Origin of the sequence: Streptomyces sp. WAC05292 (assembly GCF_003949955.1) — a bacterium.
Lineage (GTDB): Bacteria > Actinomycetota > Actinomycetes > Streptomycetales > Streptomycetaceae > Streptomyces > Streptomyces globosus.
The window spans coordinates 1-20334 of the sequence record NZ_RPSE01000046.1; the positions used below are offsets into that span (position 1 = coordinate 1).

Annotated in this window: 22 protein-coding genes; 11 read left to right on the top strand and 11 right to left on the bottom strand. The window is 73.0% G+C overall.

The window, feature by feature from the left end:
- The first annotated feature begins 170 nt into the window (after positions 1-170).
- Complete coding sequence (locus EF903_RS08465; RefSeq protein WP_125542512.1) at positions 171-857, top strand: FadR/GntR family transcriptional regulator; 687 nt, start codon at positions 171-173, stop codon at positions 855-857.
- Positions 858-870: 13 nt separating this feature from the next.
- On the opposite strand, the gene EF903_RS08470 is transcribed toward EF903_RS08465, so the two are convergent.
- The 3 genes from EF903_RS08470 to fabG all read right to left on the bottom strand — a co-directional run bounded on the left by EF903_RS08470 (position 871) and on the right by fabG (position 3012).
- Positions 871-1299 (bottom strand): hypothetical protein, encoded by a 429-nt coding sequence (locus tag EF903_RS08470; RefSeq protein ID WP_125542461.1) that lies wholly within the window; start codon positions 1297-1299, stop codon positions 871-873.
- Positions 1300-1516: 217 nt separating this feature from the next.
- Positions 1517-2287 carry an enoyl-ACP reductase FabI gene (gene fabI, locus EF903_RS08475; RefSeq protein WP_125542463.1) on the bottom strand — a complete coding sequence of 257 codons (771 nt, stop codon included), beginning with the start codon at positions 2285-2287 and terminating at the stop codon, positions 1517-1519.
- 5 nt (positions 2288-2292) lie between these two features.
- Positions 2293-3012 carry a 3-oxoacyl-[acyl-carrier-protein] reductase gene (fabG, locus tag EF903_RS08480; RefSeq protein WP_114057007.1) on the bottom strand — a complete coding sequence of 240 codons (720 nt, stop codon included), beginning with the start codon at positions 3010-3012 and terminating at the stop codon, positions 2293-2295.
- Positions 3013-3158: 146 nt separating this feature from the next.
- On the opposite strand from fabG, the gene EF903_RS08485 reads away from it, so the two are divergent.
- From EF903_RS08485 to tyrS, 3 genes are all read left to right on the top strand, one after another.
- A complete protein-coding gene (locus EF903_RS08485) occupies positions 3159-4721 on the top strand; it encodes a TldD/PmbA family protein (protein WP_399420400.1) in 1563 nt (520 codons plus the stop codon).
- Positions 4721-6115, top strand: a complete 1395-nt coding sequence (locus tag EF903_RS08490) for a metallopeptidase TldD-related protein (protein ID WP_125542467.1) — start codon at positions 4721-4723, stop codon at positions 6113-6115. The genes EF903_RS08485 and EF903_RS08490 overlap by 1 nt, the downstream gene beginning before the upstream one ends.
- A gap of 164 nt (positions 6116-6279) precedes the next feature.
- Positions 6280-7548 (top strand): tyrosine--tRNA ligase, encoded by a 1269-nt coding sequence (gene tyrS, locus EF903_RS08495; protein ID WP_125542469.1) that lies wholly within the window; start codon positions 6280-6282, stop codon positions 7546-7548.
- Positions 7549-7636: 88 nt separating this feature from the next.
- On the opposite strand, the gene EF903_RS08500 is transcribed toward tyrS, so the two are convergent.
- Positions 7637-7915, bottom strand: coding sequence for a GlsB/YeaQ/YmgE family stress response membrane protein (locus EF903_RS08500; protein WP_125542471.1), 279 nt, complete (start codon positions 7913-7915; stop codon positions 7637-7639).
- A gap of 176 nt (positions 7916-8091) precedes the next feature.
- Here EF903_RS08500 and EF903_RS08505 point away from each other — a divergent pair, with 176 nt between their 5' ends.
- Together EF903_RS08505 and EF903_RS08510 are read left to right on the top strand one after the other, a co-directional pair.
- A complete protein-coding gene (locus EF903_RS08505) occupies positions 8092-8424 on the top strand; it encodes a DUF3099 domain-containing protein (RefSeq protein WP_260614964.1) in 333 nt (110 codons plus the stop codon).
- A gap of 146 nt (positions 8425-8570) precedes the next feature.
- A complete protein-coding gene (locus EF903_RS08510) occupies positions 8571-8819 on the top strand; it encodes a hypothetical protein (protein WP_125542473.1) in 249 nt (82 codons plus the stop codon).
- 30 nt (positions 8820-8849) lie between these two features.
- On the opposite strand, the gene moaA is transcribed toward EF903_RS08510, so the two are convergent.
- The 3 genes from moaA to EF903_RS08525 all read right to left on the bottom strand — a co-directional run bounded on the left by moaA (position 8850) and on the right by EF903_RS08525 (position 12012).
- A complete protein-coding gene (gene moaA, locus EF903_RS08515) occupies positions 8850-9839 on the bottom strand; it encodes a GTP 3',8-cyclase MoaA (protein WP_125542475.1) in 990 nt (329 codons plus the stop codon).
- 173 nt (positions 9840-10012) lie between these two features.
- Positions 10013-11650 (bottom strand): cation acetate symporter, encoded by a 1638-nt coding sequence (locus tag EF903_RS08520; protein WP_125542477.1) that lies wholly within the window; start codon positions 11648-11650, stop codon positions 10013-10015.
- Positions 11647-12012: a DUF485 domain-containing protein gene (locus tag EF903_RS08525; protein WP_125542479.1), complete on the bottom strand. Its 366-nt coding sequence runs from the start codon at positions 12010-12012 to the stop codon at positions 11647-11649. The genes EF903_RS08520 and EF903_RS08525 overlap by 4 nt, the downstream gene beginning before the upstream one ends.
- 255 nt (positions 12013-12267) lie before the next feature.
- On the opposite strand from EF903_RS08525, the gene EF903_RS08530 reads away from it, so the two are divergent.
- Positions 12268-13803, top strand: coding sequence for a S8 family serine peptidase (locus EF903_RS08530; RefSeq protein WP_125542481.1), 1536 nt, complete (start codon positions 12268-12270; stop codon positions 13801-13803).
- Positions 13804-13904: 101 nt separating this feature from the next.
- On the opposite strand, the gene EF903_RS08535 is transcribed toward EF903_RS08530, so the two are convergent.
- From EF903_RS08535 to EF903_RS08545, 3 genes are read right to left on the bottom strand one after another with little or no spacing between them, the layout of a single operon-like run.
- Complete coding sequence (locus EF903_RS08535) at positions 13905-14948, bottom strand: zinc-dependent alcohol dehydrogenase family protein (protein ID WP_125542483.1); 1044 nt, start codon at positions 14946-14948, stop codon at positions 13905-13907.
- A gap of 18 nt (positions 14949-14966) precedes the next feature.
- Positions 14967-15653 carry a lysoplasmalogenase gene (locus EF903_RS08540; RefSeq protein ID WP_125542485.1) on the bottom strand — a complete coding sequence of 229 codons (687 nt, stop codon included), beginning with the start codon at positions 15651-15653 and terminating at the stop codon, positions 14967-14969.
- Complete coding sequence (locus tag EF903_RS08545; RefSeq protein ID WP_125542487.1) at positions 15650-16564, bottom strand: sterol desaturase family protein; 915 nt, start codon at positions 16562-16564, stop codon at positions 15650-15652. The genes EF903_RS08540 and EF903_RS08545 overlap by 4 nt, the downstream gene beginning before the upstream one ends.
- Positions 16565-16807: 243 nt before the next feature.
- On the opposite strand from EF903_RS08545, the gene EF903_RS08550 reads away from it, so the two are divergent.
- From EF903_RS08550 to EF903_RS08565, 4 genes are all read left to right on the top strand, one after another.
- Entirely contained in the window at positions 16808-17779 is a 972-nt protein-coding gene (locus EF903_RS08550) for a DEDDh family exonuclease (protein WP_125542489.1), read from the top strand.
- Positions 17780-17842: 63 nt separating this feature from the next.
- Entirely contained in the window at positions 17843-18076 is a 234-nt protein-coding gene (locus EF903_RS08555) for a hypothetical protein (protein WP_114057021.1), read from the top strand.
- Between the two features lie 73 nt (positions 18077-18149).
- A complete protein-coding gene (locus EF903_RS08560; RefSeq protein ID WP_125542491.1) occupies positions 18150-18950 on the top strand; it encodes an SURF1 family protein in 801 nt (266 codons plus the stop codon).
- A gap of 10 nt (positions 18951-18960) precedes the next feature.
- Positions 18961-19716: an SDR family oxidoreductase gene (locus tag EF903_RS08565; RefSeq protein WP_125542493.1), complete on the top strand. Its 756-nt coding sequence runs from the start codon at positions 18961-18963 to the stop codon at positions 19714-19716.
- A 58-nt stretch (positions 19717-19774) separates the two neighbouring features.
- Here EF903_RS08565 and EF903_RS08570 read toward each other — a convergent pair whose 3' ends face one another.
- Positions 19775-20332, bottom strand: coding sequence for an alkaline shock response membrane anchor protein AmaP (locus tag EF903_RS08570; protein ID WP_312845899.1), 558 nt, complete (start codon positions 20330-20332; stop codon positions 19775-19777).
- Positions 20333-20334: the final 2 nt, after the last annotated feature.

Consider the following 20334-nt stretch of genomic DNA (forward strand, 5'->3'; position numbering starts at 1 on the left):
GGGTGCCGCTTCAGGGTGGCCAGGGCGTGCCGACCGGTCGGGCCGTTCAGGGTGTTCGCGGTGTTCCGGGTGTTCGGGGTGCGGGAGTCGTCGTCGGGCATGGGTCCATCATAGAATCATGGGATGATTGACTGTTCCGTGCCGGAGTGGACCGAGAGGACCCCGACCGCATGCCGCTGACCTCGCCCCGCCGTTCCGCCCTGGTCGACCAGGTGATCGCGCAGCTCAGGAACCAGATCACCTCCGGCGAGTGGCCGGTCGGCTCCCGGATCCCCACCGAGCCGGAGCTCGTCGAGCTGCTCGGCGTCGCCCGCAACACCGTCCGCGAGGCCGTCCGGGCCCTCGCGCACAACGGCCTCCTCGACATCCGCCAGGGTTCGGGGACGTACGTCCTCGCCACGAGCGAGCTGGCCGGGGTGATGCACCGCCGCTTCGCCGGGGCCGACCCGCGCCACGTCGCGGAGCTCCGCTCGACACTGGAGTCCTCGGGGGCCCGGCTGGCGGCCGAGCGGCGCACCGACCGGGACATGGCCCAGCTGGACGCGCTGCTGGCACGCCGCGAGGCGGCCTGGGCGAGCGGGGACGCGGGGCGGTTCGTCGCGGCGGACGTCGCCCTGCACATGGCGGTGGTCGCCGCCTCGCACAACGAGGTGCTCGTCGAGCTGTACGCGGACCTCGGCGACCTGGTCGCGGAGTGGCTGCGCACCGACGTGGGGACGGTGCTGGAGCCGTCGGCGCACATGGACCACGCGCGGCTGATCGAGGCGATCCGGCGGGGCGACGGGGACGCGGCGGCCGCGGAGGCGGCCGGGTACCCGTACGCCTGCCTGGGCGGCCGCCCGGAGGCGCGCACCTGACGGGGCCCGGGGGTCAGGCCCGTCCGTGGGTGATCCAGGCGGAGCGGACCTCCTTCCAGCAGCGCCCCACGAGCTCGACCCGGCCGGCCGGGTCGACCGGTACGGCGGCGCTGTCGCCGTCGAGGTCCCACCAGCGGTCGCATTCGACGTGCAGCCGCAGATGGTCGGTCTCGGGGTAGCCGTTCTGGCAGTGCGCGGTCACCAGCGAGCCCTCGATGACGGTGTCGCAGTCGGCGCCGAAGAGCTCGGCGGCGGGCGAGGCGGGCCGGACGGGCGGCTCGACGGGGATCTCGTCGAGGTCGACCACGGCGGAGTCCGCGGCGAGGGGGGCCGGCGCCGGGCGGGTCCCCGCTGGCGGCGCGGCCGTCCCGGGGACGAGGAGGGCGGCCAGGGCCACCGGGGTGACCAGCAGCAGCACTGCCCGGCTCGGCCTCGCGTGCACGCCCGCACCTCCTCCCCGCAGCAGGATCCGGGAAGATCCCGGCCCGGTCAGTTTGCCGGGTTCTGTCCGGGTTTTCGACTCGGGAAGATCCGGTCGGCGGGCGTACGTGCGTTCGCCGGCCGCCCCTTTCCCCCGGCCCCCGTACGCCCGAACGGCGGCGGCCGCGCCTCCCCTCGGGAAAGCGCGGCCGCCGCCGTTCGGCTGGTTCGGGCGGTGCTCAGGCGCCCATGGCGTGCAGGCCGCCGTCCACGTGGACGATCTCGCCCGTGGTCTTCGGGAACCAGTCCGACAGCAGCGCGACGACGCCGCGGCCGGCCGGCTCCGGGTCGCTCATGTCCCACTCCAGCATGGAGCGGTGGTTCCAGGTGTCCGCCAGCTCGCCGAAGCCCGGGATGGACTTCGCGGCCATCGAGCCGATCGGGCCGGCCGAGACGAGGTTGCAGCGGATGTTCTCCTTGCCCAGGTCGCGGGCGAGGTAGCGGCTGGTGGCCTCCAGGGCGGCCTTGGCCGGGCCCATCCAGTCGTACTGCGGCCAGGCGAACTGCGCGTCGAAGGTCAGGCCGACGACCGCCGCACCCTCCGCCGGGAACAGCGGCTTGCAGGCCATGGTCAGCGACTTCAGCGAGAACGCCGAGACGTGCATGGCGGTCGCGACCGACTCGAACGGGGTGTTCAGGAAGTTGCCGCCGAGGGCGTCCTGCGGGGCGAAGCCGATCGAGTGGACGACGCCGTCGAGGCCGCCGAGCTCGTCGCGGACCAGCTGCTCCAGGCGGGCGAGGTGCTCGTCGTTGGTGACGTCGAGCTCGATGACCTTGGCCGGCTTGGGCAGCTTCTTCGCGATGCGCTCGGTCAGCGTCGGACGCGGGAACGCGGTCAGGATGACCTCGGCGCCCTGCTCCTGGGCCAGCTTGGCGACGTGGAAGGCGATGGAGGACTCCATCAGCACGCCGGTGACGAGGATCCGCTTGCCCTCGAGGATTCCGCTCATGGTGATCAGTGACCCATGCCCAATCCGCCGTCAACGGGAATGACGGCTCCGGTGATGTACGCGGCGTCGTCGGACGCCAGGAAGCTGACCGCTGCCGCGATCTCCTCGGGCTGCGCGTAGCGGGCGAGCGGCACGTTCGCCACGATGGCCGCGCGCTGCTCGTCGGTGAGCACCTTCGTCATGTCGGTGTCCACGAAACCGGGCGCGACGACGTTGAAGGTGATGTTGCGGGAGCCCAGCTCGCGGGCGAGCGAGCGGGCGAAGCCCACCAGCGCCGCCTTGGAGGCCGCGTAGTTGGCCTGGCCGGCGGAGCCGAGGAGGCCCACGACCGAGGAGATCAGGACGACGCGGCCCTTCTTGGCGCGCAGCATGCCGCGGTTGGCGCGCTTGACCACGCGGAAGGTGCCGGTGAGGTTGGTGTCGACCACCGAGGTGAAGTCGTCCTCGGACATGCGCATCAGGAGCGTGTCCTTGGTGATGCCCGCGTTGGCCACCAGCACCTCGACGGCGCCGTGGGCGTCCTCGATCTCCTTGTAGGCCTGCTCCACCTGCTCGGAGTCGGTGATGTCGCAGCGGACCGCCAGGACGCCGAGTGCGGTGAGCTCCTCCGGCGGCTCGCCCGAGCGGTACGTGACCGCGACCTTGTCGCCGGCCTGTGCGAAGGCGCGGGCGATGGCGAGGCCGATGCCCCGGTTTCCTCCGGTGACGAGAACCGAGCGGCTCAACGGATCACCCTTTCGACTAGCGGTCTGAGTACCAGAAACCTATAGGTCCCGCAGGGAATGCGGAGAATCGATGTCCCACAGGGCCGTGCGACGGGCTCTGTCGAGTCCCTACAGAAAGGGGTAGGCACAAAAGCCCCGGGCGCGCCATGATCAGGGGGACCGGCCCCGACCTCGGGAGGAATTCCGTGCCCCATTCCATCGACGCGGCTTTCACCGCGCTGCCCCTGCGGGCGCTCGCCGACGCGGCGCTCGCCCGGGCCCGCGCGCTGGGCGCCGAGCATGCCGACTTCCGGCTGGAGCGGATCCGCAGCGCGTCCTGGCGGCTGCGGGACGCCAAGCCCTCCGGCGGGTCCGACACCACGGACCTCGGGTACGCGGTCCGCGTGGTGCACGGCGGCGCCTGGGGCTTCGCCTCCGGAGTGGACCTGACGATGGACGGTGCGGCGCGCGTGGCGTCCCAGGCGGTCGCCATGGCGAAGCTGTCCGCGCAGGTCATCAAGGCCGCAGGGTCCGACGAGCGGGTGGAGCTGGCCCAGGAGCCGGTGCACGCCGACAAGACGTGGATCTCCTCGTACGAGGTGGATCCCTTCTCCGTGCCGGACGCCGAGAAGGCCGCCCTGCTGGCCGACTGGAGCTCCCGTCTGCTTGCCGCGGACGGTGTGGCGCACGTGGACGCCTCGCTGCTCGCCGTGCACGAGAACAAGTTCTACGCGGACACGGCCGGCACCGTGACCACCCAGCAGCGGGTACGGGTCCACCCGCAGCTCACCGCGGTCGCCGTGGACGGGCAGACCGGCGGCTTCGACTCGATGCGGACCATCGCGCCGCCGGTCGGCCGCGGCTGGGAGTACCTGACCGGCACCGGCTGGGACTGGGACGCCGAGCTGGAGCGGATCCCGGAGCTGCTCGCCGAGAAGATGCGCGCGCCGAGCGTCGAGGCGGGCCGCTACGACCTCGTGGTCGACCCCTCCAACCTGTGGCTCACCATCCACGAGTCGATCGGGCACGCCACCGAGCTGGACCGGGCGCTCGGCTACGAGGCGGCGTACGCGGGGACCTCCTTCGCCACGTTCGACCAGCTCGGCAAGCTCAGGTACGGCTCGTCGATCATGAACGTGACCGGCGACCGCACCGCCGAGCACGGCCTGGCCACCATCGGCTACGACGACGAGGGCGTCGAGGCGCAGAGCTGGGACCTGGTCCGGGAGGGCACCCTGGTCGGCTACCAGCTGGACCGGCGCATCGCGAAGCTGACCGGTCTCGGGCGGTCCAACGGCTGCGCCTTCGCCGACTCCCCCGGGCACGTCCCCGTCCAGCGCATGGCGAACGTCTCGCTCCAGCCGGACCCCGGCGGGCTGTCGACCGAGGACCTGATCGGCGGGGTGGAGCGCGGCATCTACGTCGTCGGGGACCGCTCCTGGTCGATCGACATGCAGCGCTACAACTTCCAGTTCACGGGGCAGCGCTTCTACCGGATCGAGAACGGCCGGCTGGCCGGCCAGCTGCGCGACGTCGCGTACCAGGCGACGACCACCGAGTTCTGGGGGTCCATGGAGAAGGTCGGCGGGCCGCAGACCTACGTCCTCGGCGGCGCCTTCAACTGCGGCAAGGCGCAGCCGGGCCAGGTCGCCTCCGTCTCGCACGGCTGTCCGTCCGCGCTGTTCCGCGACGTGAACATCTTGAACACCACCCAGGAGGCCGGTCGCTGATGACCTCGAACCGCACGAAGCCGCACGAGATCGTCGAGCGGGCCCTGGAGCTGTCCACCGCCGACGGCTGCGTCGTCATCGCCGACGAGGAGTCCTCGGCCAACCTGCGCTGGGCCGGCAACGCGCTCACGACCAACGGCGTGACCCGCGGCCGCACGCTGACCGTCATCGCCACGGTCGACGGGCGGGAGGGCACCGCCTCGGGGGTCGTCTCGCGCGCGGCCGTCACCGCCGACGACCTGGAGCCGCTGGTCCGGGCAGCGGAGGCCGCCGCGCGCGACGCCGGTCCCGCGGAGGACGCGCAGCCGCTGGTCACGGGCACGCCCGCCTCGCCGGACTTCACCGACGCCCCGGCCGAGACCTCCTCCTCGGTCTTCGCGGACTTCGCGCCGGCGCTCGGCGAGGCCTTCGCCCGGGCCCGGGCGGGCGGCCGCGAGCTGTACGGCTTCGCCAACCACGAGCTGGTCTCCACGTACGTCGGCACCTCGACCGGGCTGCGGCTGCGGCACGACCAGCCGAACGGCACGCTGGAGCTCAACGCGAAGTCACCGGACCGGCAGCGCTCGGCGTGGGCCGGCCGCGGCACCCGGGACTTCAAGGACGTGGACCCGCTCGCGCTGGACGCGGAGCTCGCCGTGCGCCTGGGCTGGGCGGAGCGCCGCTTCGACCTGCCGGCGGGCCGGTACGAGACGCTGCTCCCGCCGACGGCGGTGGCGGACCTGCTGATCTACCAGATGTGGTCGGCGGCGGCGCGGGACGCGGTGGAGGGCCGGACGGTGTTCTCCAAGCCGGGCGGCGGCACCCGGCTCGGGGAGCGGCTGTCACGGCTGCCGCTGACCCTGCGCAGCGACCCGAACGCCCCGGGGCTGGAGTCGGCGCCGTTCGTGATCGCGCACAGCTCGGGCGACGACGCGTCCGTCTTCGACAACGGCCTGCCGGTGCCGGCGACCGACTGGATCAAGGACGGCGAGCTGGCCCGGCTGGCCACGACCCGGCACACCGCGGCCCTCACGGGCATGCCGCTCTCCCCCGGCTTCGGCAACCTGGTCCTGGACGGGGGCGGGGAGAAGTCGCTGGAGGAGATGGTCGCGGGCACGCAGCGGGGCCTGCTGCTGACCTGCCTGTGGTACATCCGCGAGGTCGACCCGGCGACGCTGCTGCTGACCGGCCTGACCCGGGACGGCGTCTACCTCGTGGAGGACGGGGAGGTCGTCGGCGAGGTGAACAACTTCCGGTTCAACGAGTCGCCGGTGGACCTGCTCTCGCGGGCCTCGGAGGCGGGGCGGACCGAGAAGACGCTGCCGCGCGAGTGGAGCGACTGGTTCACCCGGGCCGCGATGCCGGCGCTGCGGATCCCGGACTTCAACATGAGCTCGGTCAGCAAGGGCGTCTGACCGTACGCTCCCGCCGGCCCGGCGGCTCCGGCGCCGCCGGGCCGGCGCCGGGCGGGCGCCGGGCGGGCGCCGGGCGGGCGTCGGGAGGCGGCCCCCCGCCCGCCTAGACTGGCGGGGAAACCCTTCACCACCCTGTTTCACCTCGTTCAAGGAGAGTCACGACCGTGACGGACATCGTCGACGAACTGAAGTGGCGCGGGCTGTTCGCCCAGTCCACCGACGAAGAAGCGCTGCGCAAGGCGTTCGCGGACGGTCCTGTCACGTTCTATTGCGGCTTCGACCCGACGGCGGCGTCGCTGCACGTCGGGCACCTGGTGCAGGTCCTCACCGTGCGCCGGCTCCAGCAGGCCGGGCACCGGCCGCTGGCGCTGGTCGGCGGGGCCACCGGCCAGATCGGCGACCCGCGCCCGACGGCCGAGCGCACCCTGAACGACCCGGAGACGGTGGCGAACTGGGTGAACCGGCTGCGGACGCAGATCGAGCCGTTCCTGTCCTTCGAGGGTGAGAACGCGGCGGTCATGGTCAACAACCTGGACTGGACGGCGGGCCTGTCCGCCATCGAGTTCCTGCGGGACATCGGCAAGCACTTCCGCGTCAACAAGATGCTGACGAAGGACTCCGTGGCCCGCCGCCTGGAGTCGCAGGAGGGCATCAGCTACACCGAGTTCAGCTACCAGCTCCTGCAGGGCATGGACTTCCTGGAGCTGTACCGCCGGTACGGGTGCACCCTCCAGCAGGGCGGGTCGGACCAGTGGGGCAACCTGGTGGCCGGCCTCGACCTGATCCACAAGCTGGAGCCGCAGGCGCAGGTCCACGCGCTGGCGACGCCGCTGATGGTCAAGGCGGACGGCACCAAGTTCGGCAAGACCGAGAGCGGGGCCGTCTGGCTCGACCCGGAGATGACGACGCCGTACGCGTTCTACCAGTTCTGGTTGAACGTCGACGACCGGGACGTCTCCACCTACATGCGGATCCTGTCCTTCAGGTCCCGTGAGGAGCTGGAGGAGCTGGAGGCGCAGACCGCGGAGCGGCCGCAGGCCCGTGCCGCGCAGCGCGCGCTGGCGGAGGAGCTGACGACGCTGGTGCACGGCGCCGACCAGTGCGCCGCGGTGATCGCCGCGTCGAAGGCCCTGTTCGGGCAGGGCGAGCTGGCGGACCTGGACGAGGCCACGCTGGCCGCGGCCCTGTCGGAGCTGCCGCATGCGAAGGTGGGCGCGCTCGCCCCGGTCGTCGACCTGTTCGCGGAGACCGGCCTGGTCGCGAGCAAGTCGGCCGGCCGCCGCACCGTGAAGGAGGGCGGCGCCTACGTGAACAACGCGAAGGTGACCGCCGAGGACGCGGTCCCGGATGCGTCGGACCTGCTGCACGGGCGCTGGCTGGTGCTGCGCCGCGGCAAGAAGAACCTGGCCGCGGTCGAGGTCACCGGCGCCTGAGGCAGACGGCCTGCCCGTACGGGGCACGGCACAGGGGCCGGTCCGGACTCTCCGTCCGGGCCGGCCCCTGCCGCGTGCGCCCGGGGTGTCAGGTCGTGCGCCTGCTCCCGCCGCGCAGCGACATGTAGATCATGTCGCCGAGGCCGACGATGAGGACGGCGCCCGCGAGCTGGAGCAGGTGCCGGATCCAGTCGATGCCCGCAGTCTCCCGGACGCCGATCCAGCCCGCCACGGCGTTGCCGAGGATGGCGCCGGCGATGCCGAAGAGCGTGGTGAGCCAGAGCGGCTGGTGCTGCTTGCCCGGCAGGATCGCCCGCGCGATCAGGCCGAGCACGAAACCGACGATGATCGCCCACAACCACTGCATGTCGAGCCTCCTCAGGGCGCGTCGTGCGCATGTGGGCCCAGTTTCGGCCCCCGGGCCCCGGCCCGCATGTCGGGCGCGTCCTGCCGGGGCCACCCGGTCTGCGCACCGCCCGCGGCCCGGCGTACCGTATAAGGGACCGGGCGGGAGCGTCCGGGAGTCGGATCGGGCGGTGGAGCGTGCTGCGGAAGAAGCGGAACGGAACCGAGGTCTTCCGGATCACGGGGGCCCGGCTGGGCCTCGACGAGGACGTGCGCGGCAGGCAGCGCCGGTACGTCATCTCGATGGTGATCAGGACCCTCTCGGTCCTGGCGACGGTGATCCTGTGGAACGTGGAGCGCCACGTGGCGGTGGTGACGCTCGTGGCGGGCGCGCTGCTGCCGTACGTGGCGGTGGTCATCGCGAACGCCGGGCGCGAGTCGACGCCGAAGCTGCCTTCGAACTTCATCCCCTCACCTGTGCGTCCGGCACTGGAGGCGGGAAACCTCAGGAATAGCTCAGATCAATCATGAGGTTCCGGTGCACCGCACCGGGTCCTGCGTGACATACTGCCTACGCGCTCCGCATCCCCCGTCGGAGCGACGGACCGACGCCGGGCAGCTCCCCCCGTGGCTGCTCGGCGTCGCCTTTTCCCGGGGCCGGTTTGTAGGGTTGTGCCGTGATCACCCCTGACGCGCCCGGCGCCCCCGATGTCCCCACCTGCTCCGCCAAGGGCTGCCGTGCCTCGGCCGTCTGGGTGCTGGCCTGGAACAACCCGAAGCTGCACACGCCGGAGCGGCGCAAGACGTGGCTCGCCTGCGAGGAGCACCGGGAGCACCTGTCGCAGTTCCTGGGGGTGCGCGGCTTCCTCAAGGACGTGGTGGCGCTCGGCGAGTGGGTGCAGCCGGAGGGCTCGGAACGGCGGTAGCGCCGCTCCGGCGGCCTGCCCGACCGGGGTTCAGCCGCCGATCGCCGACATGGGGCGGTCGGGCTGGAGGAAGGACGGGTCGTCGAGGCCGGAGCCGGCCTTCTTGCCCCACATCGCCGCCTTCCACAGGCCGGCGATCTCCTCGTCGGTCCCTCCGGAGCGCAGGGCTCCGCGCAGGTCGGACTCCTCGGTGGCGAAGAGACACGTCCTGACCTGGCCGTCGGCGGTGAGCCGGGTGCGGTCGCAGGCGCTGCAGAAGGGCCTGGTCACGGAGGCGATGACGCCGACGGTGGCGGGGCCGCCGTCGACGAGCCAGCGCTCGGCGGGGGCGGAGCCGCGCTCCTCGGCGCCTTCCTCGGTCAGGGTGAAGCGGGTGCGCAGGGACTCCAGGATGTCCCCGGCGGTGATCATCCCGTCGCGCTTCCAGCCGTGCTGGGCGTCCAGCGGCATCTGCTCGATGAAGCGGAGCTCGTACTCGTGGGCGAGGGCCCAGGCCAGCAGGTCGGGGGCCTCGTCGTCGTTCAGGCCGGGCATCAGGACGGCGTTGACCTTGACGGGGGTCAGGCCGGCGTCGCGGGCGGCGGCCATCCCGTCGAGGACGTCGCGGTGGCGGTCGCGGCGGGTGAGGGTCTTGAAGACGTCGGGGCGCAGCGTGTCCAGGGAGACGTTCACCCGGTCCAGGCCGGCGGCCTTGAGCGCGCGGGCGGTCCGCGCGAGGCCTATGCCGTTGGTGGTCAGCGACATCTTCGGGCGGGGCTCCAGGGCCGCGCACTGCTCGACGATGCCGACGAGGCCGGGGCGCAGCAGGGGCTCGCCGCCGGTGAAGCGGACCTCGGTGATGCCGAGGCGGGTGACGGCTATGCGGATCAGCCGGACGATCTCGTCGTCGGTGAGCAGATCGGACTTGCCGAGCCATTGCAGGCCTTCTTCGGGCATGCAGTACGTGCAGCGCAGGTTGCACCGGTCGGTGAGCGAGACGCGCAGGTCAGTGGCCACGCGGCCGTACGTGTCGAGAAGCACTGTGGGCCCCCTCCCCTGTCCGGTTCGTAGAGGTGTGCGCCGCGTCGGATGGAGGATGCATGCGCTCGCTGTCGAGCCTACGCGAGAGAGGTGATCCGGCGGGATACCCGATCGAACGAGGTGGGGCGCGGCCGTGTCGTAGGGACGTACGACACGGCCGCTGCGGGCGGCGGTCAGTGCGCTCCGGTGCCGGTCAGGGAGCGGACCTCCAGCTCGGCGAACTTCGCGGGGTCGGCCTTCTCCTTGGACAGGACGGTGCCGAGCCAGCCGAGGAGGAAGCCCAGCGGGATGGAGACGATGCCGGGGTTCTCCAGCGGGAACCAGTAGAAGTCGGCGTCCTTGAACATCGAGGTGGGCTTGCCGGAGACGACCGGGGAGAAGAGCACCAGGACGACGGAGGAGACCAGGCCTCCGTAGATCGACCACAGGGCGCCGCGGGTGGTGAAGCGCTTCCAGAAGAGGCTGTAGAGGATGGTCGGCAGGTTGGCTGAGGCGGCGACCGCGAAGGCGAGCGCGACCAGGCCGGCGACGTTGAGGTCGCGGGCGAGGGCGCCGAGGAAGATCGCGGCGGCGCCGATGACGACGGTGGACCAGCGGGCGGCGCGGACCTCCTCCTTCTCGGTGGCCTGCCCCTTGCGGATCACGTTCACGTACAGGTCGTGGGCGAACGACGAGGACGAGGCGAGGGTGAGTCCGGCGACGACGGCGAGGATGGTGGCGAAGGCCACGGCCGAGATCACGGCGAGCAGGACGGCGCCGCCGGTGGAGCCCGCGCCTCCGCCGAGTTCCTGGGCGACGAGCGGGGCCGCGGTGTTGCCGGCCTTGTTGGAGGCGATGATGTCGGTCCGCTCCAGCAGGGCGGCGGCGCCGAAGCCGAGGGCGATCGTCATCAGGTAGAAGGCGCCGATGATGCCGATGGCCCAGTTGACGGACTTGCGGGCGGCCTTGGCGGTGGGGACCGTGTAGAAGCGGATCAGGATGTGCGGCAGGCCGGCGGTGCCGAGGACCAGGGCGATGCCGAGGGAGAGGAAGTCGAGCTTGCTCGTCGCGTCCTGGCCGTACTTGAGTCCCGGTTCGAGGAACGCGGCTCCCTGGCCGCTGTTCTCCGCGGCCTTGCCGAGCAGCTCGGAGACGTTGAAGTCGAACTTCAGCAGCACCAGGAAGGTGATCAGCAGGGCGCCCGCGATGAGCAGCACCGCCTTGATCATCTGGACCCAGGTGGTGCCCTTCATGCCGCCGATGGTCACGTACACGATCATCAGGACGCCGACCAGGGCGACGACCGCGATCTTGCCGCCGTCGCTGGTGATGCCGAGCAGCAGCGAGACGAGGACGCCGGCGCCTGCCATCTGCGCGAGCAGGTAGAAGATCGACACGACGATGGTGGAGGTGCCGGCGGCGGTGCGCACGGGCCGCTGGCGCATCCGGAAGGCGAGGACGTCGCCCATGGTGTAGCGGCCGGAGTTGCGCAGCGGCTCGGCGACCAGCAGCAGCGCCACGAGCCAGGCGACGAGGAAGCCGATGGAGTACAGGAAGCCGTCGTAGCCGAAGAGGGCGATGGCTCCGGCGATGCCGAGGAAGGACGCGGCGGACATGTAGTCGCCGGAGATGGCCAGGCCGTTCTGGAAACCGGTGAACTGGCGGCCGCCGGCGTAGAAGTCGGCGGCGTCGCGGGTCTGCCGGCCGGCCCAGACGGTGATGATCAGGGTGGCGACGACGAACAGCCCGAAGAGGGTGATGATCAGCGGCCGGTGGTCGCCGGCGCCGGAGGCGAGTACGGGGGAGGCCGCCGCGAGGTCGTGGGTGCTCATCGGCCGTTCTCCATCCGCGCCTTGATGGCGTCCGCCTTGGGGTCGAGCTTCGCGGCCGCGTGGCGCGAGTAGAGCCAGGCGATCAGGAACGTCGTGGCGAACTGGCCGAGGCCGAGTACGAGCGCGACGTTGACGTTCCCGAAGAGCCTGGTCCCCATGAAGCCGCCCGCGTAGTTCGACAGCAGCACGTACAGCAGGTACCAGGCGACGAAGGCCACGGTCAGCGGGAAGGCGAAGGAGCGGTGGGAGCTGCGCAGGGCGGCGAACTCGGGGCTGCGCTGGACGGCCTCGAACTCTTCGGCGGTGGGGCTTGCCGCGGACGTTCCCGCGCCGCCGGGGGGCGGCGCTGCTTCGGTGGTCACGGGGGGCTCTCCTTGTGACGCGGGTGCAGTGGGGACGGACAAATCAACCTCCGGGTGGGGAGCGGGCGCGCCGTCCCCCCTGACAACGGCACGTACCGCGTGCTGCGGCGGTTCAACTCCGCCGGATTCTTTGGAAACTGATTCCTCGAACTGATGGCGCAAAGGCGAACACCGGCATTAGGTTCACCTGTCATGAACCCGTCGTCCTGCGCGACCGCGCGCGGACGACTTTTTCACGGATGATGTGGAGAACCCATGGCTCATCTGGGATCCGGCCGTCGGCGCCTCGCCGTTCCGGTCGGCCTGGCGCTCACCGCCTCCCTCGCCTTCCTGCCCTCGGCCGTGGCCTCCGCGGCCCCGCTGGGCACCACGGCGGACACCGCGGCGGCGAAGCAGACCACCGGCCCCAAGCTGTCCTACGTGGCGAACCTGACCGCGTATGGCACGGCGAAGCAGGCGAAGAAGGCCATCGAGCGCGCGGGCGGCACGGTGGTGACGTCCTACGACCAGATCGGCGTGGTCGTCGCGCACTCCCAGAACCCCGACTTCGCGAAGACCCTGCGCGCCCAGCGCAGCCTGTTCGTGTCGGTCGGCGCCACCCGCACGGCCCCCCTCACGGCGGCGAAGACCACCGACGAGGGCGCCACCCAGAAGCTGAGCGCGGCGGACGCCGCCAAGGCCGCCGCGGCGGCGCAGACGGGTCAGGAGCCGCTGGAGCCCAACCAGTGGGACCTGCGGACGATCAAGGCCGACCAGGCACACAAGATCAACGATGGCAGCCCGGACGTCACCGTCGGCGTCATCGACACGGGTGTCGACGACACCCACCCCGATCTGGCCCCGAACTTCTCCCGGTCCCAGTCGGCCAACTGCGTCGGCGGCGTCGCGGACACCTCCGAGGGCGCCTGGCGCCCGTACCCGGACGGCAGCGACCACGGCACCCACGTCGCCGGCACCATAGCCGCGGCCCGCAACGGCGTCGGCATCTCCGGTGTGGCGCCCGGCGTCAAGGTCGCCGGCATCAAGGTGAGCGAGCCCGGCACCAGCCTCTTCTACACCGAGGCGGTCGTCTGCGGCTTCATGTTCGCCGCCGAGAAGGGGATCGAGGTGACCAACAACAGCTACTACGTCGACCCCTGGCTCTACAACTGCAAGTCGGACAGCGACCAGGGCGCGCTGGTGGAGGCCCTCACCCGGGCCACCCGCTACGCGGAGCGCAAGGGCGTCCTCAGCGTCGCCTCGGCCGGCAACTCCGACCACGACCTGGCGGCCGACTCGATCCTCGACGACTCCAGCCCGAACGACACCACCCCCGGCCCGCGCACCATCGACCCGAGCACCTGCCTGGACCTGCCCACACAGCTCCCCGGCGTCGTGACGGTCAGCGCCACCGGCGACAAGGGCCTGAAGTCGTACTACTCCAGCTACGGCCTCGGCGTCGTGGACGTGGCGGCCCCCGGCGGCGACAAGTGGCAGGTCCCGGCCACCCCCGACGCCAACGGCCGCGTGCTGTCGACGGTCCTCGGCGGCGGCTGGGGCTACAAGCAGGGCACCTCGATGGCCGCCCCGCACGTGGCGGGCGTCGCGGCGCTGCTGAAGAGCGCCCACCCGAACGCCACCCCGTCCCAGCTCCAGCGCATGCTGAAGTCGCAGGCCACCAAGGCGGACTGCCCGGCCCAGGTGTACGACACCGCGGGCAACCTGGTGGACGCCGCGACCTGCCAGGCCAAGTGGGGCCAGACGGGCTACTACGGCGCCGGCGTCGTGGACGCCCTCAAGGCCGTGAAGTAACCACCGCGCGGCACACCGCCCGCACAGCGGGCGGCGGAGGGGCCGGCCGGGGAGTGATCCCGGGCCGGCCCCTCCGGCCGTCCCCGCCCCCGCGCCCGCGCTCAGGGCTTGATGAGCACCTTCAACGCGCTGCGGTCGTCCATCGCGCGGTAGCCGTCCGGGACACCCTCCAGGGAGACCGCCCGGTCGAAGACGGGCGCCGGGTCGATCGCGCCGCTCAGCACGTCCCGCAGCAGCTCCGGTATGTACGCGCGGACCGGAGCCACGCCGCCGCGCAGGCTGATGTTGCGGTCGAACATCACGTCGAGGTCGATGCCGGTGCCGCTGCCGTGCGGGACGCCGACGTAGCCGACGGACCCGCCGTCGCGGGCGATGCCGATGGCGGTGCGCATGGACTGCTCGGTGCCGACCGCCTCGATCACGGCGTGCGCGCCGAAACCCCGGGTCAACTCCCGTACGGCGGCCACGGCGGCCTCCCCCCGCTCGGCGACGACGTCCGTCGCCCCGAACAGCTTCGCGATGTCGGTGCGGGCCGCGTGCCGGCCGAGCGCGATGATCCGCTCCGCGCCCAGCCGCCGGGCCGCGAGCACCCCGCACAGTCCGACGGCGCCGTCGCCGACCACGGCGACGGTGGCGCCCTCGCGGACGCCGGCGCCGAGCGCCGCGTGGTGGCCGGTGCCCATGACGTCGGACAGCGCCAGCAGGCCCGTCAGCAGGTGGTCGTCCGAGGCCGCTTCGGCGGGCAGCCTGACCAGGGTGCCGTCGGCGTGGGGGACGCGGACGGCCTCGCCCTGTCCGCCGTCGTGGCCGACGGACCCCCAGAAACCGCCGTCCGCACAGGAGGTGTACAGCCCCTCGGAGCAGTGGTCGCAGGTGCCGTCGGACCACATGAAGGGCGCCACGACCAGGTCGCCGGCGCGCAGCCCGGACACCGCGGAGCCGGTCTCCTCGACGACGCCGAGGAACTCGTGGCCGATGCGCTGGCCGGGGACGCGCTGCGCCTCGCCGCGGTACGCCCACAGGTCGCTGCCGCAGATGCAGGCGCGCAGGACGCGTACGACGGCGTCCCCGGGGAGCCGGACCGCCGCGTCGGGCACCTCCTCCACGCGGATGTCGTGCGGGGCGTGGATGACGGTGGCGCGCATGCGGTGGGCCTTCCGGGGTCAGGTGGGGGCGGGATCCCGGCGGCCGCCGCCGGGTACGACCGTCATACGGTACGCCCGGGCCCCGGCGAGGACGCCTCCGGCCAGGAGGTACTGGGCCGCCGAGTACGTCGCCATGATCCAGAAGTCCGGTCGGGGCGGCTGCGGCCAGGCCGCCACCCCGGTGGCGATGAGGGTGTCGGAGAGCAGGAACAGGGCGCCGCCGAGCCCGGCACGCGGGCCGAACGCCCCCGAGCGGAACGCCATCGCGGTCAGCAGCAGGCTGTAGCAGGCGACCGGGATCCGCAGGTCGGCCGGAAGGTCGCCCCACAGCAGCCCGACGGTCCCGACGAGCGCGGCGGCGTACGCGGCCCCCAGCCAGGGGTGCGCCCTGCCGCGGCGGAAGAGCAGGAGGTAGCAGACGTGCCCGGCGGCGAAGGAGCCCATGCCGGCCAGGAAGGCGGGCTCGGCGTCGAAGAGCAGGGCGACGTCCCCGCCCCAGCCGAAGAGCAGCGCCGCGACCAGCAGGCGGGGGCCGCGGCGGGTGAGGGCGTACCCGGCGAGCAGCGGCATGAGCAGCGGCTTGGCGAGCACGTGCCCGGCCTCCCAGCCGGCGAGCAGCGAGGCGAGGTCGGCGGCCGCGGCGGCGGCGAAGGCGGCGAGCAGCAGGCGCCCGGCGCGCTCCCGGCGCGCGTCGGGGGTGCTCACGCGGCCCGCTCCGGGGCGGGCGCGGGGGCTCCGGCGCCGGGCTCGGCGGGCTCGGCGGGCTTGGCGGCCTCGGCGGGCGGCGGCGCGGGCTGCCAGCCGGGGCCGCGGAAGACGCGCCCGGCGCGCTCGCGCCAGGTGCGGGCGGCGCGCACGTCGCGGGCGATGGCGGCGTACTCGTGGGTGGCGACCCGCAGCGGGTTGTAGGTGGAGATGTTCTTCGTCAGCCCGTAGACGGGCCGCTCCTCCTCGCCGGCCCAGGAGCCGAACATGCGGTCCCAGACGATGAGGATGCCGCCGAAGTTGCGGTCGAGGTAGCCGCCCTGCGAGGCGTGGTGGACGCGGTGGTGGGAGGGCGTGTTGAAGACGTACTCGATCGGCCGGGGCAGCTTGCCGATGCGCTCGGTGTGGACCCAGAACTGGTAGGCGAGGTTGATGCCGTAGCAGAAGGGGATCGCGGCCGGGTGCACGCCGAGCGCCACCATGGGCAGGTAGAACCACCAGGTGGTGGCGCTCGTCCAGGGCTGGCGCAGGGCCGTGGTCAGATTGAAGCGGCGGCTGCTGTGGTGGACGACGTGGCAGGCCCACAGGATGCGGACGACGTGGTGGCTGCGGTGCTGCCAGTAGTAGAGGAAGTCCTGGGCGAGCAGCATCAGCAGGACCGTCCACCACAGGAACGGCACGCGCAGCGGGGTGAGTTCGTAGACGGCGGTGAAGACGGCGACGACGGGGATCTTCCAGAGGAGGTCGAAGCCGATGCTGCCGAGCCCCATGGCGATGCTGGTGGCTGCGTCCTTGGCCTCGTACCCGGCGGCGTCCTCGTCGGGATGGAGGCGGTAGCTCACCGCTTCGATGACGGTGAGCAGCACGAAGGCGGGTATGGACCACAGCACCACATCGGGCAGGTTCGGCATGTCGGCACCATAGAGGCGGCCTCCGGGCCGCCGCTAGAGGTTGTTACCGATCGGTATCCATCGGTGTTACCACCGGTTCGCGGCAGGGGCCCCGGCCGGCCCGCACCGGCCTCCCGGGCGGCCCCTCGGGGGAAGTCCGCGGCCGGCCGGGGGCTGACGGGGCGACAGTTCGGCGGCCGCGGAGGCGGACGGGGCGCCGCCGCGGGGCGGGGGTGTCGGCGGGGGCCGATATCCTCTGTGACCATGCTCGACGACCGCACGACCGCAGAGACGACGTGGCCGGCCTCCTACCCCACCGGGTACGCGGTCGTCGACGTGGAGACGACCGGCCTCGCCCGCGACGACCGCATAGTCTCCGCCGCCGTCTACCGGCTCGACGCGCAGGGCGACGTGGAGGACCACTGGTACACGCTGGTCAACCCGCAGCGGGACCCGGGACCGGTGTGGATCCACGGGCTGACCGGTGACATGCTCCGGGACGCACCCCTCTTCGCGGACATCGCGGAGGAGTTCGCGAGCCGGCTCGAAGGCCGGGTGCTCGTCGCGCACAACGCCATGTTCGACTGGCAGATGATCGCCCGCGAGTACGCGCGCGCCTCCGCGGCCGCCCCGGTCCGCCAGCGGCTGTGCACCATCGCCCTGTCGAAGGAGCTCGACCTCCCGCTGCCCAACCACAAGCTGGCCTCCCTCGCCGCGCACTTCGGGGTGGTCCAGGAGCACGCGCACCACGCCCTCGACGACGCCCGCGTCCTCGCCGAGGCGTTCCGCCCCTCGCTGCACGCCGCGGCCGCGGGAGGGGTGCGGCTGCCGCTGCTGGAGTGCCGCCCCCTGACGGAGTGGTCGGACTCCCCCGCCTCCGCGCGGATCGGCCGGCAGGCCTCGTACCGGGGCTCCTCCTGGCGGCCCGCGCGCAAGCGGCCGGCGTGCCCGCACCCCAACCCGGGGCGCTTCGAGGACGGCAAGCCGCTGAAGCAGGGCATGCGGATCGCCTTCTCGGGCGACACCTCCGTCGACCGCGAACTGCTGGAGGACCGCGCCGTGGAGGCCGGCCTGCACGTCGCGACGAGTGTGTCGCGGCTCACGAGCCTGCTCGTGACGAACGACCCCGACTCGGCGACCTCCAAGGTCGCCAAGGCGAGGGCGTACGGCACCCCCGTGGTCGACGAGGCGGCCTTCACCCAGCTCCTGCGGGACGTGGCTGCGGCAGACGGGTGAGCCTCCGGCGACTCGCCCCGCGCCCGCTTCCGCGGCCCGCCCCGCGGACCCACCCTGTGGCGCATGGCACGTTGTGAGGTCTGCGGAAACGATTACGGCATGTCCTTCGAGGTCCATGCCCAGGGCGCGGTTCACGTCTTCGACTGCTTCGCCTGCGCCATCCACCGCATGGCGCCCATCTGCGAGCACTGCCGAGTACAGATCATCGGGCAGGGCGTCGAGGTCGAGGGCCAGTGGTTCTGCGGGGCGCACTGCGCCCGCGCGGAGGGGAGGGTGGGCATCGTGGACCGCGTGTGACGTTCGCGGCACCGGGGCCCCGGACGGCCACCCGGCCGCCGGGGCCGCCTCCGCTGCGGGTACCGTCGGGGGCGTGTACCGCTTCGTGCTGACCCGGCAGTGGGTGTGCCTCACCCTCGTCGCCCTCGTCCTCATCCCCGTGATGGTCAAGCTCGGGTTCTGGCAGTACCACCGGCACGAGCGCCGGGTCGCGCAGAACGAGCTGATCGAGGCGAACCTGGCCGCCGAGCCGGTGCCCGTGGCCTCGCTGACCTCGCCCGGCCACCGGGTCCCGCGGGGCGACCGGTGGCGGGCCGTCACCGCGACCGGGAGGTACGACACCGCGCACGAGGTCGTCGTCCGCATGCGGACCTCCAACGACGACCGGCTCGGCTTCCACGTGCTGACCCCCCTGCTGCTGGCCGACGGGCGGGCGGTGCTCGTCAACCGCGGCTGGGTGCCCGGCGGCGAGGACTCCCGCTCCCATCCTCAGGTTCCGCCGCCGCCCTCGGGCGAGGTCACGGTGACGGGCCGCCTCAAGGCCGACGAGACCAGCGGCGGCAGCGGCATCAAGGACCGCAAGGGGCTCCCGGACCGCCAGGTGATGCTCATCAACAGCGGGCAGCAGGCCGAGGCCCTGGGCCGGCCCGTGCTGGGCGGCTACCTCGAACTGACCGGGCCGCTGCCTGCCGACGGCTCGCCGGAGGGCATCGGCGACCCCGACCACGACTCGATCGGCGCCCACATGGCGTACGCCGTGCAGTGGTGGCTGTTCGCGGCGGGGGTCCCCGTCGGCTGGGCGGTCCTGGTACGGCGCGAGCGGCGCGACCGGGAGGCCGCCGCCCGGGCGGCCGCGGCGGATGCCGCCGGGCGGGAGACGGCTCCGGCGGCGTAGGGTCTGCCGCATGGATCTTGGACTGAAGGACCGTGTCTACATCGTCACCGGCGCCACCCGCGGGCTCGGCCTCGCCGCGGCCCGCGAGCTGGCGGCCGACGGCGCGAAGGTGGTGCTGACGGGCCGGGACCCGGAGCGCGCCGCCGCGGCCGCGGCCGGCCTGGGCGGGAACGCGGTCGGCGTCGGCGCCGACAACGCCGATCCGCAGAGCGCCGCCCGGCTCGTCGCCGCGGCGAAGGAGCACTTCGGACGGCTCGACGGCATCCTGATCAGCGTCGGCGGCCCGGCCCCCGGCACGGCCGCGGACAACACCGACGAGCAGTGGTCCGCCGCGTTCGAGACGGTGTTCCTCGGGGCCGTGCGCCTCGCGCGGACCGCCGCGGCCGAGCTCGGCGAGGGCGGGGTCATCGCGTTCGTCCTGTCCGGCTCCGTGTACGAGCCGATTCCCGGGCTGACCATCTCCAACGGGCTGCGGCCCGGCCTGGCCGGCTTCGCGAAGTCGCTGTCGGTCGAGCTCGGGCCCAAGGGCGTCCGGGTCCTCGGACTGCTGCCCGCCCGGATCGACACCGACCGCGTCCGGGAGCTGGACACCCTGTCGGGGGACGCCGCCGCGGCCCGCGCCGCGAACGAGGCCCGCATCCCGCTGGGGCGCTACGGCACCCCGGAGGAGTTCGGCCGGACCGCGGCGTTCATGCTCTCGCCCGCCGCCTCTTATCTGACGGGCGTGATGCTGCCGGTCGACGGCGGCTTCCGGCACGGCTTCTGACGGGCCGACCGCCCGCCCACCCCGGTCCGACCGCCCGGCCCGGGGTGGGCGGGCCGCGTCAGGCGACCCTGCGGGCCCGGTGCGCCGGCACGCGGAAGCGGACGTCCGCCTGGAGGGCGGGCAGCCTCGACGAGGCGCGGGCCCGGCCGAGGACGGGCCCGGCCAGCGCAGCCAGCACGTCCGCGGGCACGGCGTGCGGCTCCAGGTCCAGCAGGAGCCGCAGGGCGGGGGCGCCGCGCCGGCGCCGCAGGGAGACCCTGCACCGCGCGACCCCCTCCATGGCGCCGGCTTCGGCGGCCACCGCCTCCTCCAGGGCCCGGCCGCGCAGCACCGCGAAGGCGCTGTCGCCGGTGTCGACCGCGACCGACGAGAGCCGCGAGGTCCGCAGCTGGGACAGCAGCCACCACAGGGCGAGCAGGACGCACACCGCGAGGCCCGCGTAGACCGCCCACAGCGTCCAGCCCTCGGCCGGCCAGAGGCGGTTGCGCGTCGGCGCGGCCAGCAGCGGCCGGTACCGCCCGCCGAGCGGCGGCGCGGCCGCGAACACCACGGCCGCGGCGGCCAGGAGCAGCAGCCCGGCGAGGCCGAGCAGGATCCGGTTGACCGTCCCGAGCACCG